This window comes from Bacillus sp. BP-3, from assembly GCF_028401955.1.
Classification (GTDB): domain Bacteria; phylum Bacillota; class Bacilli; order Bacillales; family Bacillaceae_G; genus Bacillus_A.
In genome coordinates this window covers 1-19,830 of the sequence record NZ_JAQOTJ010000004.1, presented here as the reverse complement: position 1 = coordinate 19,830, position 19,830 = coordinate 1, and the positions used below count along the sequence as shown (strand labels likewise).

Annotated in this window: 18 protein-coding genes and 1 pseudogene; 14 read left to right on the top strand and 5 right to left on the bottom strand. The window is 35.6% G+C overall.

Going from position 1 to position 19,830, the window contains the following annotated elements; all coding sequences use genetic code 11:
- Positions 1 to 271 precede the first annotated feature (271 nt).
- Positions 272 to 478 carry a DUF3903 domain-containing protein gene (locus tag PLX19_RS07785; protein WP_272187960.1) on the bottom strand — a complete coding sequence of 69 codons (207 nt, stop codon included), beginning with the start codon at positions 476 to 478 and terminating at the stop codon, positions 272 to 274.
- A 138-nt stretch (positions 479 to 616) separates the two neighbouring features.
- Between PLX19_RS07785 and PLX19_RS07780 the strand changes: the two genes are divergently transcribed.
- From PLX19_RS07780 to PLX19_RS07765, 4 genes are all read left to right on the top strand, one after another.
- Positions 617 to 1,018 (top strand): NUDIX hydrolase, encoded by a 402-nt coding sequence (locus tag PLX19_RS07780; protein ID WP_272187959.1) that lies wholly within the window; start codon positions 617 to 619, stop codon positions 1,016 to 1,018.
- 443 nt (positions 1,019 to 1,461) lie between these two features.
- On the top strand, positions 1,462 to 2,358 hold the full coding sequence (alsR, locus tag PLX19_RS07775; RefSeq protein ID WP_272187958.1) for an acetoin biosynthesis transcriptional regulator AlsR: 897 nt from the start codon (positions 1,462 to 1,464) through the stop codon (positions 2,356 to 2,358).
- A gap of 169 nt (positions 2,359 to 2,527) precedes the next feature.
- The gene (locus PLX19_RS07770; RefSeq protein ID WP_272187957.1) at positions 2,528 to 4,414 is read left to right on the top strand and encodes an FtsX-like permease family protein; all 1,887 of its coding nucleotides are present in this window, start codon (positions 2,528 to 2,530) and stop codon (positions 4,412 to 4,414) included.
- Between the two features lie 450 nt (positions 4,415 to 4,864).
- A complete protein-coding gene (locus tag PLX19_RS07765) occupies positions 4,865 to 5,440 on the top strand; it encodes an FtsX-like permease family protein (RefSeq protein ID WP_272187956.1) in 576 nt (191 codons plus the stop codon).
- Positions 5,441 to 5,524: 84 nt separating this feature from the next.
- Here PLX19_RS07765 and PLX19_RS07760 read toward each other — a convergent pair whose 3' ends face one another.
- Positions 5,525 to 6,433: an EamA family transporter gene (locus PLX19_RS07760; RefSeq protein ID WP_272187955.1), complete on the bottom strand. Its 909-nt coding sequence runs from the start codon at positions 6,431 to 6,433 to the stop codon at positions 5,525 to 5,527.
- Between the two features lie 477 nt (positions 6,434 to 6,910).
- Here PLX19_RS07760 and PLX19_RS07755 point away from each other — a divergent pair, with 477 nt between their 5' ends.
- The gene (locus tag PLX19_RS07755) at positions 6,911 to 7,618 is read left to right on the top strand and encodes a cytochrome c biogenesis CcdA family protein (protein ID WP_272187954.1); all 708 of its coding nucleotides are present in this window, start codon (positions 6,911 to 6,913) and stop codon (positions 7,616 to 7,618) included.
- Between the two features lie 89 nt (positions 7,619 to 7,707).
- Entirely contained in the window at positions 7,708 to 8,214 is a 507-nt protein-coding gene (locus PLX19_RS07750) for a CcdC family protein (protein WP_272187953.1), read from the top strand.
- A 26-nt stretch (positions 8,215 to 8,240) separates the two neighbouring features.
- Here PLX19_RS07750 and PLX19_RS07745 read toward each other — a convergent pair whose 3' ends face one another.
- Both PLX19_RS07745 and PLX19_RS07740 read right to left on the bottom strand, forming a co-directional pair.
- Positions 8,241 to 8,672, bottom strand: a complete 432-nt coding sequence (locus PLX19_RS07745; RefSeq protein WP_272187952.1) for a DUF2621 domain-containing protein — start codon at positions 8,670 to 8,672, stop codon at positions 8,241 to 8,243.
- A gap of 103 nt (positions 8,673 to 8,775) precedes the next feature.
- Entirely contained in the window at positions 8,776 to 9,075 is a 300-nt protein-coding gene (locus tag PLX19_RS07740; protein WP_272187950.1) for a hypothetical protein, read from the bottom strand.
- A gap of 257 nt (positions 9,076 to 9,332) precedes the next feature.
- On the opposite strand from PLX19_RS07740, the gene PLX19_RS07735 reads away from it, so the two are divergent.
- From PLX19_RS07735 to PLX19_RS07700, 8 genes are all read left to right on the top strand, one after another.
- Positions 9,333 to 10,025 (top strand): aspartate/glutamate racemase family protein, encoded by a 693-nt coding sequence (locus PLX19_RS07735; RefSeq protein ID WP_272187949.1) that lies wholly within the window; start codon positions 9,333 to 9,335, stop codon positions 10,023 to 10,025.
- Between the two features lie 245 nt (positions 10,026 to 10,270).
- Positions 10,271 to 10,840: a DJ-1/PfpI family protein gene (locus PLX19_RS07730; RefSeq protein WP_272187947.1), complete on the top strand. Its 570-nt coding sequence runs from the start codon at positions 10,271 to 10,273 to the stop codon at positions 10,838 to 10,840.
- A 428-nt stretch (positions 10,841 to 11,268) separates the two neighbouring features.
- Positions 11,269 to 11,709, top strand: coding sequence for a hut operon transcriptional regulator HutP (gene hutP, locus PLX19_RS07725; RefSeq protein ID WP_272187946.1), 441 nt, complete (start codon positions 11,269 to 11,271; stop codon positions 11,707 to 11,709).
- A gap of 108 nt (positions 11,710 to 11,817) precedes the next feature.
- Positions 11,818 to 13,335 carry a histidine ammonia-lyase gene (hutH, locus tag PLX19_RS07720; protein WP_272187945.1) on the top strand — a complete coding sequence of 506 codons (1,518 nt, stop codon included), beginning with the start codon at positions 11,818 to 11,820 and terminating at the stop codon, positions 13,333 to 13,335.
- A gap of 16 nt (positions 13,336 to 13,351) precedes the next feature.
- The gene (gene hutU / locus PLX19_RS07715) at positions 13,352 to 15,010 is read left to right on the top strand and encodes a urocanate hydratase (protein WP_272187944.1); all 1,659 of its coding nucleotides are present in this window, start codon (positions 13,352 to 13,354) and stop codon (positions 15,008 to 15,010) included.
- Between the two features lie 12 nt (positions 15,011 to 15,022).
- Entirely contained in the window at positions 15,023 to 16,294 is a 1,272-nt protein-coding gene (hutI, locus tag PLX19_RS07710; protein ID WP_272187943.1) for an imidazolonepropionase, read from the top strand.
- Positions 16,273 to 17,244 (top strand): formimidoylglutamase, encoded by a 972-nt coding sequence (hutG, locus tag PLX19_RS07705; protein WP_272187942.1) that lies wholly within the window; start codon positions 16,273 to 16,275, stop codon positions 17,242 to 17,244. The genes hutI and hutG overlap by 22 nt, the downstream gene beginning before the upstream one ends.
- 599 nt (positions 17,245 to 17,843) lie before the next feature.
- A complete protein-coding gene (locus tag PLX19_RS07700) occupies positions 17,844 to 18,869 on the top strand; it encodes a serine hydrolase domain-containing protein (protein ID WP_272187941.1) in 1,026 nt (341 codons plus the stop codon).
- 144 nt (positions 18,870 to 19,013) lie between these two features.
- Here PLX19_RS07700 and PLX19_RS07695 read toward each other — a convergent pair.
- A pseudogene (locus tag PLX19_RS07695) lies at positions 19,014 to 19,830 on the bottom strand (IS4 family transposase); the annotation flags it as partial.

Genomic DNA, 19,830 nt, shown 5'->3' with positions numbered 1-19,830 from the left:
TTATAATAGTTGTAACGTTCGAATGTTTGATGTATTACCGGTAATATCCCTATCCCTTTTCTAAAAATGCGAACTAAAATTCCCTTTTTCTGGATGATTTGTTGTAGATTATACAGAAAATATTGTTCGATATCCATTATGGAACGTACATAATGGAAAGATCCCGATCTCATAGAGGATGCCCCTAATCTTCATGTGATAATATGTACGGTAAGAAAACACAAATGTTCTCTCTGTGTATGATCGGAAAATAGAAGGCTGACCAAAGTGGTCAGCTTTTTGTTGTTTCTGTTATAAATTCTTCTGTTATAACTTCTGTCTTTAATAATAATGTTTTCCCAAAACGTCGCTGACATTCTTCAGTTATTTTTTGAATTGCCAATGTGTTAGAAGAAGCAGCAATAGTCACGGTTGCTTGTCTTGTTCCTCGATCTTGCTCACAAAATACACAATCCACAACATACTTAGAAATTTTCACAGAATCCTTCCTTTCTGTTTTTAGGAATGCGCTATCAATGAAGTTGCTGAAATATTCGCTAGACTATAAGTTTTTTCCTCTTTTTTCAAGGAAGAAATAAGTGAAATACAGAATAAGTATGTATGGGAGGGGAAAGTAGTGAAACGTTGGGTTGGATCAGCTGCAATTTGTATTAATGATAATAATGAAGTATTGATGGTACTACAAGGAAAGCCAGAAGAAGAAAAATTTTGGTCTGTACCTTCAGGTGGATTAGAAAATGGAGAAACGCTAGAAGAGTGTTGCATCCGTGAAGTATGGGAAGAAACTGGCTATCGTATTGAAGTTATTGAAAAGGTACATGAAAAAATAGGTGTTACGTTTAATGTTCCTGTGCAAGTACACTATTATGTTGTGAAAATAGTAGGGGGAGATCGGAAAATTCAAGATCCAGACGGATTAATTTATAAAATTGAGTGGAAACGACTGAATGAACTTCAATACCTTCCGCTCTCATTTCCGGAAGATTATGACTTGTTACTTAGATGTGTGAATATTTAGTGCACATTAGGAAATGATTGAGGCGAGAAATGTGAAAATGTACATGAACGAATTGAATAGCAAATGAAATAAAAGAAAACGCATTTTAGTATTCTCTTGTATGCGTTTTCTTTTATTTGTATAAATATATATCTATTTTAATTTTCGGATGTATAGGTCGTTGCAATGCAGAATACAACATGACCGCTACTTACTTTCTCTATTTTTTTAAACATGGCATGTGGTAGGAAAAGACCCTAACCTCCTATGCGAGGCCAGATGCTCTCGTCTCTCTCAAAAAAAAGGTGTTTTATGTCATTTTTTACTTATAGATTTGCTATGATTGTTTATATCATCGATAAAGTATTTAGGGATTTTACCGTATGCTTTTTAAAAATATTTGTCTAATATATAATTCTTATGTTATTAATTTATTATACATATTAATAAAAAGGGTGTTCTATATGGAATTACGGCATTTACAATATTTTATTGTTGTAGCAGAAGAGCTTCACTTTGGCAGGGCAGCTGCTCGTTTACAGATGACACAACCGCCGCTAAGTCAACAAATTCAACAATTAGAACAAGAGATGGGAGTAACGTTATTTTCAAGAACGAAACGAAGGGTAGAATTAACAGAAGCAGGGGAATTGTTTTTAAAAGAAGTGAAAAAAGCTTTTATACAAATTGAAAAGGCAGTCGAAGTTGCCCAAAGAGCGCAAAGAGGAGAAATCGGTGAGCTGTCTATTGGGTTTGTTGGTTCAGCGATGTATGATATTCTGCCGCCAATTGTTCGGGAGTATCGAAAAAAATTTCCGAATGTATCTGTTGTACTTCATGAATTGTCTACACCAGAACAAGTAGATGCGCTTCATGATAGTCGAATTGATGTCGGGATGCTGCGTCCACCTATTACAAGTCAGTTATTACAGTTGGAAACAGTGCAACACCTTCCTTGTACACTTTGTTTACCGAAAGCGCATCCACTTGCGAATAAACAAGTAATATGTATTGAAGACTTGCAAAAAGAATCTTTTGTTTTCATTACTCGAAATGTTTGGCCGACTTTATATGATAATATTCTTTCATTATGCCGTGATGCGGGATTTAGTCCACAAATTGTACAAGAGGCGACAGAATATCAAACAGTTATAGGACTTGTTGCTGCTGGGATTGGGATAACGGTAATACCTGTGTCTGCAAATAAATTATATCAATCTGAAGTTGTCTATAAAGAAATACGTGATTCTAAAATTGTTGCAGAACTAGCCGTTGCATACCGAAAAGCGAATATAAACCCAGAATTACAAGAGTTTTTGAGAATAGCGAAAGGCAAGGTAATGAACACATTTACAAAATGACGAGAAAAATGACAAAATTGTAAGAATGCACGAATGCATGTAAGAAAGTTCGATGTTTTCCTTTTTCTTTTTTTATTATAGTGAAAAAAGAAGAAAGAAGAAGGAGATGTCATACTTATGGTGGTACCTATTTTTATGAAAGTAAAAAAAACGTGGGAGGGGAATGAAGATGACGTTTTCTCAACTCGCGTTTAAAAACGTAAGTCGAAACATACGTGCATATGCTGCTTATTTTTTAAGTAGTGCATTTTCAGTTATGATTTTCTTTTTATATGCTTTATTTATTTATCATCCTGATATAGATGGACAAGGTGCTATTCGGCAAGGAATGCTTGTTGCGGAATACATAATTTATTTCTTTTCTTTTTTCTTTATTTTTTACTCTGTTAGTTCATTTTTAAAGATGAGGAATAAAGAGTTTGGGATTTTTGTTATTCATGGTATTACAAATTGGCAATTAATACGGATGATTTTCTTTGAAAATATGATAGTTGGCATAAGTGCTCTTATTAGCGGTATTGTTTTTGGATTTTTATTTGGAAAGCTATTTTTTTTGTTAGCAAGTACAGTAATGGGATTGGGAAGTTTACCATTTTATATGCCATGGCAAGCAATGAAATTAACGGCTGTTGTGTTTTTAGCATTGTTTTTCATTGTTGCTTTTACAACAAGCTTATTTGTGAAAAGTAAAAAAGTAATTGCGTTATTAAAAGGGAATAAGAAGCCAAAACCTGAACCGAAAGCTTCTATTTTTTTATCTATAATAGCAGCAGCTTTAATAGCTCTTGGATATACGTTATCTTTAACAGCAAAGCCTGGAGCTGTCGCGGTTTTATTACTTCCTGTTGCAACCATAGTAATTATTGGCACGTATTTTTTATATTCGCAACTTAGTGTATTTATCATAAAGTTTTTAAAAAAATCGAAGTCGTTCTATTGGAAGAAAACAAATTTATTATCATTTTCTATGTTAGCATATCGGATGAAAGATAATGCACGTATGTTTTTTATGGTAACGATTGTATCGACAGTTGCTTTTTGTGCCATTGGAACATTTGCTGCTTTTATAGAAACGCAAAAGGGCGAGTCGATGAAGAACATCCCATTTGCATTTAGTTTGATTACATATAATGAACATCAAGGACAGGAAGCTCAATATGAAAAGAAGATTGAAGATACTTTTCAAAAGGAAAATGTTATTTTTCGAAAAGAAAGTATGCAGTTGAAATTCCAATCTATTTCGAACGATTCACAAGCCGTAATCATGAGTCAGGATAATTATAATAAATTTGCAAAGCGACTCGGATATGAAACGGTGGAATTAGAGGGAAATAAAGCGGTTCGCGTTCCTTCTTTTGGATTGGAAAGTAGTGTTATAGATTATTCTAAAGAATCAGATGTAACATTGAAAGAAAGTGGAAAACAAATTCATGTTTCTTCTATGTTAAAACAGAATGTTTTTTCAGGCGGTGTATTTCCTGGAAAGATTTTTGTTGTTTCCAATGAAATGGACCAGCTGATTACAGGTGGGCAGAAAACAGCTAGTTATACAGGATATACAGTAAAGAGTTGGGAAGGGACGACGCGAATAGCAGAGCGGTTAGAAAACCAGCTGAATCAAAAAGGGCAGTATGAATTTTCATCACGTGTGATCACGTATAACCAGATTAAAAAAATGACAAGTATCATTCTATTTATCGGGTTGTTTGTCGGAGTTGTTTTTTATTTATCTGCCATAAGCTTTTTATATTTCCGCTTGTTTACTGATTTAGAAACAGATAAACAATATTATCAATCACTATTGAAACTTGGTATGGAAGAAGAGGAAATGAAACAAATTGTAACGGTGCAAATGGGCGCGCTCTTCTTTATCCCGATCGTTATAGCTGTTTTGCATACGAGTGTTGCCTTGACAGCATTACAAACACAATTTACTACACCAATTCTTCGGTCGTCACTAATTGTTATGGGGTTATTTTTAATTGTTCATATTGTTTACTTTTTATTATTAAGAAGATGCTATTTTAAACAATTGAAAAAGCAAATTATGCGATGAAAATGGTGATGTTACGTAGTAACATTGCTGTTTTTAACTTCAATATAATATGTGTATACGTGTTTTTCTCGAGTAATACTCCCGCCTCAAAATTCGGTGCAAACAAAGAATGAAGGTGGGCGATAAACTGCCCGTAAAAACCTGATTGGTTCAGCTTATAATTAGTGGAGGATAAAGAAAACTTCCACTGATTAAAGTTTCACTTTATTTTCTTGAATGAGATGCTATATTGAACGATTAACTTTAAGAGAAGGTACAGACACTGCTATTTTGTTTGTGTTAAAAATTCGTACAACAAGAATAATTTTCTTATTAATACGTACATCGAATTCATATATGTATGTTTCTAAGACTTAAGTCTTAGAAACAATTCCTATTAGAGTGCCATGTGAAAACATGTGTTATGTTATACACTAATGTTGGGATAGGAAGTTGTACGGAGGAGTTGTTATGTCGTTACTTCAATTAGCACGAAAAAATATACAAGAGCATGCAACAGAACGTTTACAACATTTTGTTTCTATTGTTTGTAGTGTGATTATATATTTTCTTTTATTATCTATTCAATATAATGAAGCTGTTGTAGGAGCAATAAAGCATAAATCATTACTAATAAAATTTTTATATAATGGATCAACAATAATCTTCAGCTTATCATGTTTGTTTATATTGTATGTACATACTCGTTTTATGAAAAAGCGTCAAAAAGAATTCCAATCGTATCAATTAACTGGCACGAAACGAAGGCAAATAGCGCTTATATTATGCTATGAGCAACTCATGATAGGAGGAGGAGCGCTAATAGTGGGGCTTCTTCACGGTATGTTATTTTTAAAGTTATTTACTGTTGTTATTTTGAGAGTAACGGGTTGTTATGGAATAAGTAGTGCACCGATTACAATATATGGTCTTTTGTATACAGCTATTTTATTTCTTATTATAATTTTACTGACAATGGGACAATGTTATCGATACACGTATCAGTTGACTGTTATAGATTTATATAACATGAAAGAGAAAGTATAAAGAGCAACTTCCGTCAGTGGGAGTCTTATTGCCCACGAATAGCGGGACAAATAAAAAACCGGGCTTTTTATAGAAGTCCGGTTTTTATGCTGCAACTTTTTTATGTGTATGCTGCCTTGTGTATCGTCCGCGCATGTTATAAGCAATTTGTGGAATTGTAATACCGATAAGAATAAGGGAAACTCCAAGCCATTGTGAAGTCAGTACAGCTTCTTTTAAAAGAAGCACTGACATAATTGTTGTAACTGGAAGTTCAGCAGCACCTAAAATTGTTGCTAAACCAGAACCAATCTTAGGAATTCCAATTGTAAAAGTAATAGTTGGAATGACAATACTAAATGTTCCTAATGCTAATCCGTATTTCCATAGTCCATTTGCAAGTGTACCGTTATATATAAATGTTGGTGGAAAAGCAATCATTACTAATGTTAATGCACCTGCCATAAGTGTTACACCACGAGGCAATGGCGGGACTTCTACTGCTACTCTTCCGCTCACGAAAATATAAAAAGCAAATGCTACCGCTGATAATAATCCGAAGAAAATTCCTTTCATGTCAATTGCTCCTGCTGATTGTTCAAGTAAACCACTTGAAAGAAACGTTCCAACAAGCAAGAAAAGTACAGAAATCAATTTTTCTCTAGAAGGAAATGTTTTCGTTGCAACTGCTTCAATGATAACTCCGATCCAAACGAATTGAAATAGTAAAACAATAGCAATAGAAGCAGGTACCGTTTGTAATGCACCGTAATAAAAAATACCTGTTAAACTAGCTGATGTTCCTGCAATGAATAAAATAATCATTTGTTTAAATGGTATACGATGTCTAGAGAATAATAATGTAATCGCAAGTAAAATGAACCATCCGAACAAATATTGACTTCCGATTACTTCTCCAAGCGAAAATCCTTCGCTGTATGCAAATTTAACAAAGATTGCTAAAATACCGTAACTACATGCTCCTAATAAAACGAGTAATGAATAACGAAGCATCTATTTCCCTCCGATCTTTTCTATATAGTAATGTGTTCAAAAACGAACAATAATAGCTAGATGGAAGTATACAAAAATAAAAATGGAGGGTCAACTGAAAGAAAAGTGTGACATTTTATAGAATAATAATAAAAGTACGATATTTATGCATAATGATGAAAAAAAGGAGACAAATTCATTGAGAATATAAGATAAATATGAATATAACTTTCATGATAAAAAAATATTTTCTAATAGTAAATAAAGTGAAATATATAAGTGGAAATTGAAAAAACTCTTTGTTTTTAGAGGGATAAGTGTATTTATCCATGCATGGGATTGGTCAGTCCTTTTTCTGTCGCTTGCAAACAGGATTTATACATATAAACGAAGAATAAGATTTCAATATATTCATAGTGATAATGGTATGTTCACGAATTATTCATGGTATTCGCCTTGAATTTTGTTACAATAAATTGAGGAGAAAGGAGGCATAACATGCAAGACATTAATATATTTTTAGCATTTGGAGCAGGTTTTTTATCGTTTATTTCCCCTTGTTGTTTACCACTGTATCCGGCATTTTTATCATATATAACAGGAATGTCTATTTCTGATTTGAAGGAAGAGAATGCAATGCTTCGTAAACGTAGTATGTTGCATACTGCATTTTTCTTAATTGGATTTTCGATTATTTTCATAGCAATCGGCTTTGGAACAAGTTTTCTAGGGAAGTTTTTTGTAGATTATCAAAATTTAATTCGACAATTAGGAGCAATTTTTATCGTTGCTTTCGGTCTCGTTATAACAGGGGTATTTAAACCAACATTTTTAATGCAAAATCGGAAAATTACATTTAAAAGCAGACCGAGTGGTTATTTGGGCTCTACTCTTATTGGGGTTGCATTTGCTGCCGGGTGGACACCTTGTACAGGGCCGATTTTAGTATCAGTTATTGCGCTTGCTGCAACAAATCCACAATCAGCGATGTTATATATGATTGCTTACATACTTGGTTTTGCAATTCCATTCTTTATTTTATCATTCTTTATTACAAAGATGACGTGGATTAAAAAACATAGTGCAGCGTTTGTTACGATCGGTGGTTATATTATGATTGCGATGGGTGTGTTACTATATTTTAATGGCCTTACAAAAATTACAATCTTCTTTTCAGATTTATTTGGTGGATTTAAAGGGTTTTAGTTTTTTTTGTTGAAAAGTTGGAAATACTAACAGAAATGCATAGAATGATACTATATTTTTGCTATTTCCAAAACAAAGGGTGAGTGCGAATGAATTTAGCTCTCTTATCAAGTATTATGGCAGTTTGTATGGCTGTTGGAGTCATGTTTATTCGTTTGAAGGCGGCAAAGAAACCAGCAACTTTGAAAAAAATTGTTCTTCCACCAATCTTTATGAGTACAGGGGCATGTATGTATTTGCTTCCTGAATTTCGCTTAACAACATCAGAAATATTAGAAGCGATTGTTGTAGGATTAATTTTTTCAATCTTTCTTATTAAAACATCAAAATTTGAAGTACGTGGACAAGAGATTTATTTAAAACGCTCTAAAGCGTTTATATTTATTTTAATCGGTTTACTTGTTGTTCGTATTGTATTTAAATCATATTTAAGTCAATCACTTGATGTAGGGCAATTAAGTGGAATGTTCTTCTTACTTGCGTTTGCAATGATTGTATCTTGGCGCATTGCAATGTTTCGTTCCTATACAAAATTGCAAAAGGAAATGAAAAAACAAGAAGAGTTTTATAATGAGAAAGATATGAAGTTAACATAAAAAACCTCAAAAATTTTTGAGGTTTTTTATTTTGCTAATAACGATTGATAACGTGAGTAATCAATTTGTTTTTCTTTTAACTTTTTAATTAAAAATTTATGATCGCGCTTTGGAGTTGCTACAATATACCCCTTAATGATTAAATCTTCAGTTATTTTTGATGCTTTCTCTTCTAAAGCTAACTCTCCGATTTTACCGGCAATTTTTGATTTTGCAACATCGCGGAAAAGTTCAGGAACTGGACTTACAAGTTCCTCTAATAATTGTTTTTGCTCTGCATCCCATAAGTGTCGTGTTTGATTAATATAATGCTCTTCCCAATCTAAAATAGACATGCCATCTTCTTTCGGTAATCGTTTTAAGAATTTTCTGAACATAAAATATCCACCAATGGACATAAGTCCTAGTAAAATAACCGTCCAGATAACAATAAACCAACTGAACCATCCTTCGAGCAAATTGACCCCCCCTTTATGATCGCAGTCTTCCTTTACTAGTATTATAAGCAGTGAGGTTGATAGAAATCAAGAACGCTTGGCCATTGTGACCAAGCGTTCTGAGTTACACGAAGTATAATTGTTCAACACATAATATGTCATTATCATCTTCTAAATATTCAATGATAAGCGTGCCAACTTTGCGATCTTTGTCATCAGTAGTGAAAATAGAGTAAGAAGTAAAGCGTGCTGCTGATAAGCCGCTTATATGTGTAGGAAGGGCAATATATTCGTTGTCTTGAAAGAAAGTCATAAGTTCAATGTCTTCAAACTGTTTGCGATTTTCAACTGCTGCTCCAGTATGACGCTTTTGTAATTGCTTCAATGTTTCGTTCCATGATCGTATCTTTGTATCGTATACCATTGTTCAAACTCCTTACTGTATGTAGTGAAAAGAACATATGTTCCTGTATAGTATACCCCTTTTAAAAGAAAAGGAAAAGCAAAAAATAATGTAAGCTTGGGTTTCCAAGCTTACATAGCGGAAAAATACGTTCAAATTAATCTCTGTTTTTTATTATAAGACAGATGGAAAAAGGAAACAAGGAGATAAGAACCTTGTTTATAATTTCGAAAATTCTATATAATTAATGTGAGAGATTTTTTGTAGGGAGGAAAATAATGAAAACGATTGGACTTATTGGTGGGATGAGCTGGGAATCAACTGTAGAGTATTACCGGGTTATTAACGAAGAAGTAAAAAGAAAGTTAGGAGGATTGCATTCAGCAAAATGCGTTTTATATAGCGTTGACTTTGAAGAAATTGAACGTTATCAATCAAAGGATAACTGGAAACAAGCTGGTGAAGTATTAGGTGAAGCTGCATGTTCATTAGAAAAAGCTGGAGCTGATTTCATTGTCATTTGCACAAATACGATGCACAAGGTTGTAGATAATATAAAAGAAAAAATCAAAATCCCTATTTTACATATTGCCGATGCTACAGCTAATCAAGTAAAAAAGGAAGGAATTAGCACGGTAGGTTTACTTGGAACAAAATATACAATGGAGCAAGAATTTTATAAATCTAGATTAGAATCGAACGGCATAAAGGTGATAGTCCCAAATGAAAATGATCGGGAAATTGTAAATAAAGTGATTTATGAAGAACTTTGTTTAGGAAAAGTGTGTCAAAAATCAAGGGATTATTACAAAGAAGTAATTAATCGTTTAGTTTGTAATGGAGCTGAAGGAATTATTTTAGGCTGTACAGAAATTGGGTTATTAGTAAAACAAGAGGATTCTAGTATTCCGTTATTTGATACGACTTTCATACATGCTGTTGAAGCTGTTAATAAATCTTTAGAAAATTGAGTGAATCCATTGAAAACTATGGAAATATCGTATACAGGTTATTTTATATTTAATTGTTTCAAAAGAAGTGCTACAAAAAAAGAATTTGATATAAGACAACGAAGCACATTTGAAGAACAAATGAAATTAATAGAAATAGAGAAAAGCTGGTATGAACAATTTCCGGTTACGTATTTGAATATAGATGTAAAGTCAGTGGAGGAAGTAGAGTATTGTTTTATAAAATGTTTAGAGGAGACTAGGATATGAGGAAAAAAATATTAGTTTTAATTTATCCTACTTTTGCAGAATTTGAAATTACAATTGCTACTGCTGTTTTGAAAGATTCTTATATAGTTGAAACAGTTGGATTAACAAAAGAGATTGTTGAAAGTGAAACAGGGTTACAAGTACAACCACATTATGAGTTAAGTGAGATATGTGTAGATGATTATGAAGGAATTATTATTCCAGGTGGCGATTTAGTACACGTAAAAGATTCCGAAGTATTATTTGAACTCGTACGTCAAATGCATAAAAAAGAGAAGCTAATTGCTGCGATATGCGGAGGACCATTTGTATTAGCAGTTGCTGGTATTCTACAGTATGTACCGTATACAGTCACATTAGATTATAGAAAGTTAGATTGTTTTTCTAAAACTCATTTTGCATACGAAGGTATAGTTCATCATAAAAACATTATTACAGCGCAAGGACACGCATTTGTTGACTTTGGACTTGTCATAGCTGAATATTGCGGGGTATATACAGAACATAAATCCGACTTTTATCGCGGGAAAAGAAACGTAATGATGGAAAGTATGTTGAAAGAATAATAGATTGACGGAAAAAAGAAAGCTGTCTTTTTCTAAAAGAGGCAGCTTTGCTAGTGTAGAACAATTTTAATTATTTCTTGCAACGATAAATCGTCACAGCCTTCGGATCGCGCCATATACCGTTATGATGTAATTTTACTATATAAATCTATTTTGATTTTTCAATATGAAGATTGCTGCTATACAGAAAAGAAGGAATCTGTACTTGTTTTCTCTCTTTGTTTGAACTCCGCACGTGGCAGAAAAAGGCCCTGACCGCTTCTATGCATGGCCAGATGCTCTCGCCCACCTAAAAAGAATGATTTTATGTCGTGTTTTAATTTTGATTTATCTAAATCATTATAATTTAACCATTGACGATTTAAGCGTTTTCATATATTCTTAAATTAAGAAATATTTAAACTATTCAAAAGAAAAGAGAGAGTCACATGCTTCTTCATGAAACACAACGAATTGGTCGCATGGCGATGCTACTTGCGCTTGCGGAGGAACACGAGAGTCCAATTTTATCTCTTCCTAAGGGCTGGAAATATTGTACGGGCAAAGTCGGTTCAATGAATTCGCAAAAAGTTGTTGCCGCAATGGAAACAGCTGCACGTAGTAACCATGTTATTGAAACAGATGTTTACAGAGAAACACATGCGCTTTACCATGCAATTATGGAAGCGTTGTACGGAGTAACGAGAGGACAAATTCAGTTAGCAGACGTTCTTCGTACAGTAGGGCTTCGTTTTGCAATTGTGCGCGGCACGCCATACGACGGTGAGAAAGAGGGCGAATGGGTTGCTGTTGCATTATATGGTACGATAGGTGCGCCTGTGAAAGGATCAGAGCATGAGGCGATTGGATTAGGAATTAATCACATATAAAAAAACTGCCCATAGTTTATTAGTTAATAGGGGGCCTTACAACTTTTTAGGACATTTGTCTGTCTTAAAAGGGTAAGGCCCCCTTGTGCTGTTTAAAGGAGGAAAATCATGATTACATTAACTGGATATTCATTAACACTGCAAGAAATGAAACGAATACTGTTTGAAGGAGAGCAGGTAACTGCTTGTCCAAATAGTATGCAAAAAGTTACAGAGTGCAGGCAAGCAGTAGAACAGATTGTTGAGGAAGGGAAAGTCGTTTACGGCATTACAACAGGTTTTGGGAAATTTAGCGATGTCCTTATTCAAAAAGAAGATGTGAAAGCACTTCAACATAACTTAATTCAATCTCATGCATGTGGTGTTGGTGAACCTTTCTCAGAAGAAGTGTCACGCGCTATGCTTGTATTGCGTGCGAACACAATGTTGAAGGGGGTTTCTGGTGTTAGACCACTTGTTGTAAATATGCTTCTTGAACTTGTAAATCGTCAAATCCATCCTGTTGTACCGCAGCAAGGTTCACTTGGAGCGAGCGGTGATTTAGCACCTCTTTCGCACCTTGCGCTTGCTTTATTAGGAGAAGGGGAAGTGTTTTATAAAGGTGAGCGTGTCCATACGATGAGCGCTCTAACAAAAGAAGGATTAGAACCAATTACATTAGAAGCAAAAGAAGGATTGGCTCTAATTAACGGGACGCAAGCAATGACAGCACAAGGTATTGTTGCCTATTTAGAAGCTGAAGCAATTGCTTATCAAGCTGAATTAATTGCTTCGATGACAATTGAAGGGTTACAAGGCATTATTGATGCATTTGATGAAGATGTTCATCTTGCACGTGGATATAAAGAGCAAGTAGAAGTTGCTAATCGTATACGTAATGTGCTTAGTGATAGCAAACTTGTTACGAAGCAAGGAGAACTTCGTGTGCAAGATGCGTATTCACTTCGCTGCATTCCGCAAGTACACGGAGCATCTTGGCAAGTGTTGAATTATGTGAAAGAAAAATTAGAAATTGAAATGAATGCTGCAACGGACAATCCGCTTATTTTTGACGGCGGTCAAAAAGTAATTTCTGGCGGTAATTTCCACGGACAGCCAATTGCATTTGCGATGGACTTTCTAAAGGTAGGAATGGCAGAGATTGCGAATATTTCTGAACGTCGTATTGAAAGACTTGTCAATCCGCAGTTAAACGATTTACCACCATTTTTAAGTCCAGAACCAGGTCTTCAATCTGGTGCGATGATTATGCAATATGCAGCGGCAGCACTTGTTTCAGAAAATAAAACGTTAGCTCATCCAGCGAGCGTAGATTCTATTCCATCATCAGCAAATCAAGAAGATCACGTAAGCATGGGGACAATCGCGTCGCGTCATGCACATCAAATTATTCAAAATGTACGCCGCGTATTAGCAATTGAAACGATTTGTGCAATGCAAGCAGCTGAGTACCGTGGTATTGAGCAAATGAGCACGCAAACGAGAGCGTTTTATCATCAAGTTCGCCAAATTGTACCATCTATTACAAATGATCGTATTTTTTCAACAGATATTGAAAATACGGCTCATTGGTTAAAAACAACAAATTGGACAATGGACCGTTTAAACGCAAATACAACACTATAATAAGGGAGAGATAACAATGGAAAACGTAAAACAAACAATCCGCGCGCCAAGAGGTACTGAATTACATGCGAAAGATTGGGTACAAGAAGCAGCACTTCGTATGCTTATGAATAACCTTGATCCTGAAGTAGCTGAAAAGCCTGAAGAGCTTGTTGTATACGGTGGTATCGGCCGTGCTGCTCGTAATTGGGATAGCTATCATGCAATTGTAGAGTCTCTTAAAAATTTAGAGAGTGATGAAACGTTATTAGTTCAATCTGGGAAACCAGTTGCAATTTTCAAATCCCATGAGGATGCACCTCGCGTTCTTCTAGCAAACTCAAACTTAGTGCCAAAATGGGCAAATTGGGAGCATTTCCGTGAGCTTGATCAAAAAGGCTTAATGATGTATGGCCAAATGACAGCTGGTAGCTGGATTTATATTGGTACACAAGGAATTTTACAAGGAACTTACGAAACATTTGGTGAGGCAGCACGCAGGCATTTTGGCGGTTCATTAAAAGGAACGTTAACAATTACTGCTGGTCTTGGCGGAATGGGCGGAGCTCAGCCGCTTGCTGTTACAATGAATGGTGGGGTTGTCATTGCAATCGACGTTGATAAGCGCAGCATCGATCGCCGTATTGAAAAAAGATACTGTGATATGTATACAGAATCTCTTGAAGAAGCATTAGCGGTTGCGAAGGAGTATAAAGAAAAGAAAGAGCCGATCTCGATTGGATTATTAGGGAATGCAGCTGAAATTTTACCGGATCTTGTAAAACGCGGCATTACACCAGACTTAGTAACAGACCAAACGTCTGCACATGATCCGTTAAATGGTTATATTCCAGTTGGATATTCATTAGAAGCAGCAGCAGTACTTCGTCAAGAAGATCCAGAGCGTTATGTTCAATTATCAAAAGAAAGTATGAAAAAACACGTAGAAGCAATACTTGCTATGCAAAAGAACGGTGCGATTGCATTTGATTATGGAAACAATATTCGCCAAGTTGCATACGACGAAGGCTTAAAAAATGCTTTCGATTTCCCAGGATTCGTTCCGGCATTTATTCGTCCATTATTCTGTGAAGGAAAAGGACCATTCCGCTGGGTAGCACTTTCTGGTGATCCAGAAGATATTTATAAAACAGATGAAGTGATTTTACGTGAATTTGCTGATAATGAGCATTTATGCAATTGGATTCGTATGGCACGTGACCAAGTTGAATTTCAAGGACTTCCATCCCGTATTTGTTGGTTAGGATACGGAGAGCGCGCGAAATTTGGCCGTATTATTAATGAAATGGTGGCAAATGGTGAATTATCTGCACCAATCGTTATCGGTCGTGATCATTTAGATTGCGGATCTGTTGCTTCGCCAAACCGTGAAACAGAAGCAATGAAAGATGGCAGTGATGCGGTAGCTGACTGGCCAATTTTAAATGCGTTAATTAACAGTGTAAATGGTGCAAGCTGGGTGTCTGTTCACCACGGCGGCGGTGTTGGTATGGGATATTCTCTTCATGCGGGAATGGTTATTGTTGCAGATGGAACAGAAGCAGCGGCAAAACGCATCGAGCGCGTCTTAACTTCTGATCCTGGAATGGGTGTTGTTCGTCACGTTGATGCTGGATATGATCTTGCGGTGCAAACAGCAAAAGAAAAAGGTGTTAACATTCCGATGATGAAGTAAGGAGGGGAAACTATGTTAGACATTTTACTAACGAATATCAGTCAATTATTAACAATGGATCAAGAAGATGGATTACTACGGCGGGAAGCGATGAATACGCTTCCTGTCATTGAAAACGGTGCGGTAGGTATTGAAAATGGTGTGATCACATTCGTAGGAACAATGGAAGACGCGAAGGAATTAAGTGCGAAAGAAGTTGTAGATTGCGAAGGGAAAATGGTTTCACCGGGTCTTGTTGATCCGCATACACATCTTGTATTTGGCGGTTCTCGCGAAAATGAAATTGCTCTGAAATTACAAGGTGTTCCGTATTTAGAAATTTTAGAACAAGGCGGTGGCATTCTTTCCACTGTAAATGCGACAAAACAAGCGACGAAAGAAGAACTTGTTGAAAAGGCAAAATTCCACTTAGATCGCATGTTATCTTTTGGTGTAACAACAATGGAAGCGAAGAGTGGTTATGGATTGGATGATGTAACAGAGTGGAAACAATTAGAGGCAGCAGCAGAGGTTCAGAAGGAGCACCCAATTGATGTTGTGTCAACATTTTTAGGAGCTCATGCAGTGCCAAAAGAGTATAAGGGAAGATCGAAAGAATTTTTACAGTGGATGCTCGATTTATTACCAGAAATTAAGGAAAAACAATTGGCAGAGTTTGTTGATATTTTCTGTGAAACAGGAGTGTTCTCTGTTGAAGAATCAAAAGAATTTTTACGTAAAGCGAAAGAACTTGGTTTTGATGTAAAGATTCATGCAGACGAAATTGATCCGCTTGGCGGTGCAGAAGCGGCTGCTGAAATTGGTGCAGCATCAGCTGATCATTTAGTCGGGGCATCTGATAAAGGGATTGAAATGTTAGCTAATTCGAATACAGTTGCTGTATTACTTCCAGGGACAACGTTCTATTTAAATAAAGAAAGTTTTGCTAGAGGGCGTAAAATGATTGATGATGGTGTAGCAGTAGCTTTAGCGACTGATTTTAATCCTGGTAGCTGCCCGACCGAAAATATTCAACTGATTATGAGCATTGCAATGTTAAAACTGAAAATGACACCAGAAGAAGTGTGGAACGCTGTAACAGTAAACTCAGCGTATGCGATTAATCGCGGTGATGTTGCTGGGAAAATTCGGATTGGGCGTAAGGCAGATATTGTATTGTGGGATGCATACAATTATGCGTATGTACCGTACCATTACGGTGTTAGCCATGTGAATACGGTATGGAAACAAGGGAATATTGCATATACACGAGGTGAAAAAGCGTGGAGCAAGACCACTATTTAAAGAAAAATGCAAAGTTTATGGATCGTGAAGTAACGAAATGGAGCGATATCATTAAGAGCTGGGATGAGAGTGAAGAAATCTTCGGCGGGGCATTAATTGGTGCTCCGCTTTCAAAACCATCAATTAGTCACTCAGGTGCATGCTTTGCACCAAAAACAATTCGGGCAATGCTAGATGCGTATAGTACGTATGCAATTACAGAAGAGCATGATATGAAAGAAAGTGTCTTTTATGATTGCGGTGATATTACCATGCATGTTACGGATATAAAAGAAAGTCATGCACGCATTGCGAAAACGCTAGAAAGTCTGACAAAATCGAATCCACAGATGGTACCGATTGTTCTTGGCGGAGATCACTCGATTAGTTTTCCGAGCATAAGTGGGTTTGCACGCAGCAAAGGAAAAGTTGGGATTATTCAATTTGATGCTCATCATGATTTACGTAACTTGGAGGATGGCGGGCCGTCAAACGGGACACCGTTTCGCAGTTTACTAGAGAATGATGTCATTACAGGAAAGCAATTAGTGCAAATTGGGATTCGAAACTTTTCTAATGCTTATACGTATCATGAATATGCAAAAGAGCATGGCGTCACGGTATATACGATGCAACATGTTAGAGAACGTCATATAAAAGATATTATTATCGAAAGTATAGAATTATTGCGTCGCCAAGGGATTACATCTATATATGTTTCTGTTGATATGGATGTATTAGATCAAGCATTTGCGCCGGGGTGTCCAGCGATTGGACCAGGTGGTATGGATAGTACGACATTACTGGATGCAATGGCAGTGCTTGGGAAAGAACCACTTGTAGCAGGTATGGATATTGTGGAAATCGATCCAACTCTTGATTTTCGTGATATGACAAGCCGCGTTGCAGCACAGGTCATTATGAGTTTTTTACTGGCACGTGAAACGGTGTGTAAGCAAGTAAATATATGAGAAAAAGGAGCTAATTCAAAGTTTCGTTTTGACGGAATGGGGAATTAGCTCTTTTTCTTTCTGGCTATTTCATAGTTCTTTTTTATACCGAAATACTAAGGAGCATATTTGAAGTGAAGTTGAAGGAGATATTATTATGGGCTACAAAATATTTAGAGCGAGCAGCATTATCCATCTGATATTGTAGGAAGCACATTAATTGGAAGTTTAACTAGTATTACGGTGAACGCTATGTTCTGGTTATGGAATTGCTTGGTTTCATGTGTTTTACGTAGCTACAGTTGTGTATGTGCTTTCGTAAAAATACGTTAATGATGAGTAGGATATGCAAATATGAGTACCGCCACATGCCCATCAAGTTAAGAAACTCATCGTTCTCTAAAACGAAAAAAATGCACTGGATTTTCATAGACAACTGTGATGAGATAAAATTTTTGTTTTTGGGGTACTTCAAAATCTTAGCTTGATGGCAATAGTGGCATCTCAAAATCTTGTCCTGAAAAACTGGACTTTATTCTTTCATTGTATTAATGAGAAAAAGGAAATTAGTACTAAAATGTAGAATAATACATTACTATCTATGAATAAGGGGGATTATTTTGAGCAATCGAGTTTTAAACCTTACTAAAGCAATTCATAACATAATAGATGAACAATTTTCTGGAGCTATTTACATCAAGGATAACAATAAAGTCTTATTTGAATCAGCATTTGGTTATGCGAACAGGGCGGATAAAAAATTGAATACTGTTCATACACGTTTTGGAATTGCATCTGGCTGTAAGTTGTTTACAGCTGTTGCTATTTGCCAACTTGTTGAAAAGGGTTTACTATCATTTGAAACTCGTCTTGAAAATTGTTTGAACATAAAATTTCCGCATTTTAACAAAGGCGTAACAATTCATCACCTTTTGACTCACAGTTCTGGAATACCGGACTATTTTGATGAACAAGTAATGGATGACTTTGAAGACCTTTGGAAACAAATACCTATGTATCTCTTGAATGACGCAAAAGATTTTCTTCCTTTATTTCAAAATGGGGAGATGATGTTCCAACCTGGAGAAAAATTCCACTACAATAATGCTGGATTTATTGTTTTAGGTTTAATCGTGGAACAACAATCAGGACTTTCTTTTACCGACTACATTGAAGCAAATCTCTTCCAACGATGTGGAATGAATGACTCAGGATATTTTCCTTTAGATCGACTCCCTAAAAATACTGCCTATGGGTACATAGATAATAAAGATGAAACATGGAGAACAAATACTTACTCGATTCCAATAAAAGGTGGAGCTGATGGGGGGGCTTTTATTACACCATCAGATATGATCAAATTTTGGGAAGCATTGTTAAATCATCAACTTTTAAGTAAAGAATACACAGAAATACTTTTAAATTCACAAATCCATGTTAAAGATGGGGTAGATTATGGATATGGACTTTGGATCACTAAAAGGGAAAATTCTATAATTAAGTATCATGTAATGGGATATGACCCTGGCGTGAGCTTCCATTCTGCTTTTTATCCTAAATCAGGAATCAAGATAGCGATACCTTCAAACAAAAGTTCAGGATCCTTTGAAGTAATGAAGGGGATTGAAGAAATTTTTGAGATATGACCAAACTTTTTTATAAGAGTAGCACCACATCGCTATCAAGCTAAGCTCATACAACGTCAATTATAGTAAAGGTTGAAAGGCTACGTGTAGAGAATTTAAAGATTTGCATACGAAATAAACCCTAATGGGTTTCATTTTTTTAATTTAAGCCGCTTGATCATCAGACATGGTACAATTGTAAACGACACCTAATATATCAAAGACTGTTTTCTTCTTATACCTATGAGATTTTCGTCCGTTTTGCTGTAGGAGGTTGAACAGGCGAATTAGAATCTTTGATAGCTCTTGGGTGTTTTTCTGTATAGCTTGGAAAAGAAGAAAAAAATAGTCTTTAATCATATAAATAGCTTTATATTCACTCAATTCTTGTTTCTTTTTTTTCTCTTATAGTTTGATCTTGTAATCGTTTTTCTTGTTGTTCTTTTGTTAGTCGATGAACAATCACACGAGTAGGTACTTTATCAGTCATTCCTACATAAGCGTCGGATATTTCACATGTTTTTCCTGGCTGAAGAGAGTTCATTAACACCTCCATATCTATCTGTATATACTCTGTACCTTTTTTGATTCTTCCATCTCGAAAATAATTAGGATCGGGATTTTTTTGATAAATACGTGTATTCGACTTGATACGAGAGATATAGAAAGCCTTTTTATCCGGTATATGTTGAAGATCTTTCAAATGAAAATATCCTAAATCTCGAATACGTAAATCATTCGCTGTCACAGTTGGGACACACAGGGAACTGTAGGTTCGATCATGTTGTTTACCTGAACCCGTATGAATATGAAGACTGTCCACTTAATAGATCATACACAAGCTGAATTTTCACCCCTGCTGTATGGCTACATCCTCCTGCACCTGGATAAACGAATGAAAAGGAATCTGGGAGTTGAAATGCAGTTGAATCTAAAATACGAATACGCTTGAAAACAGAAGTATATGGAGAAGAAATCGGTA

Coding starts and splice junctions, on each gene's coding strand:
- PLX19_RS07755 (WP_272187954.1), top strand. CDS start 6,911: ATGCAAGACATTAATATATTTTTAGCATTTGGAGCAGGTTTTTTATCG.
- PLX19_RS07735 (WP_272187949.1), top strand. CDS start 9,333: ATGAAAACGATTGGACTTATTGGTGGGATGAGCTGGGAATCAACTGTA.
- PLX19_RS07765 (WP_272187956.1), top strand. CDS start 4,865: ATGTCGTTACTTCAATTAGCACGAAAAAATATACAAGAGCATGCAACA.
- hutU (WP_272187944.1), top strand. CDS start 13,352: ATGGAAAACGTAAAACAAACAATCCGCGCGCCAAGAGGTACTGAATTA.
- PLX19_RS07740 (WP_272187950.1), bottom strand. CDS start 9,075: ATGGTATACGATACAAAGATACGATCATGGAACGAAACATTGAAGCAA.
- PLX19_RS07730 (WP_272187947.1), top strand. CDS start 10,271: ATGAGGAAAAAAATATTAGTTTTAATTTATCCTACTTTTGCAGAATTT.
- alsR (WP_272187958.1), top strand. CDS start 1,462: ATGGAATTACGGCATTTACAATATTTTATTGTTGTAGCAGAAGAGCTT.
- PLX19_RS07770 (WP_272187957.1), top strand. CDS start 2,528: ATGACGTTTTCTCAACTCGCGTTTAAAAACGTAAGTCGAAACATACGT.
- hutP (WP_272187946.1), top strand. CDS start 11,269: ATGCTTCTTCATGAAACACAACGAATTGGTCGCATGGCGATGCTACTT.
- hutI (WP_272187943.1), top strand. CDS start 15,023: ATGTTAGACATTTTACTAACGAATATCAGTCAATTATTAACAATGGAT.
- PLX19_RS07760 (WP_272187955.1), bottom strand. CDS start 6,433: ATGCTTCGTTATTCATTACTCGTTTTATTAGGAGCATGTAGTTACGGT.
- hutH (WP_272187945.1), top strand. CDS start 11,818: ATGATTACATTAACTGGATATTCATTAACACTGCAAGAAATGAAACGA.
- PLX19_RS07750 (WP_272187953.1), top strand. CDS start 7,708: ATGAATTTAGCTCTCTTATCAAGTATTATGGCAGTTTGTATGGCTGTT.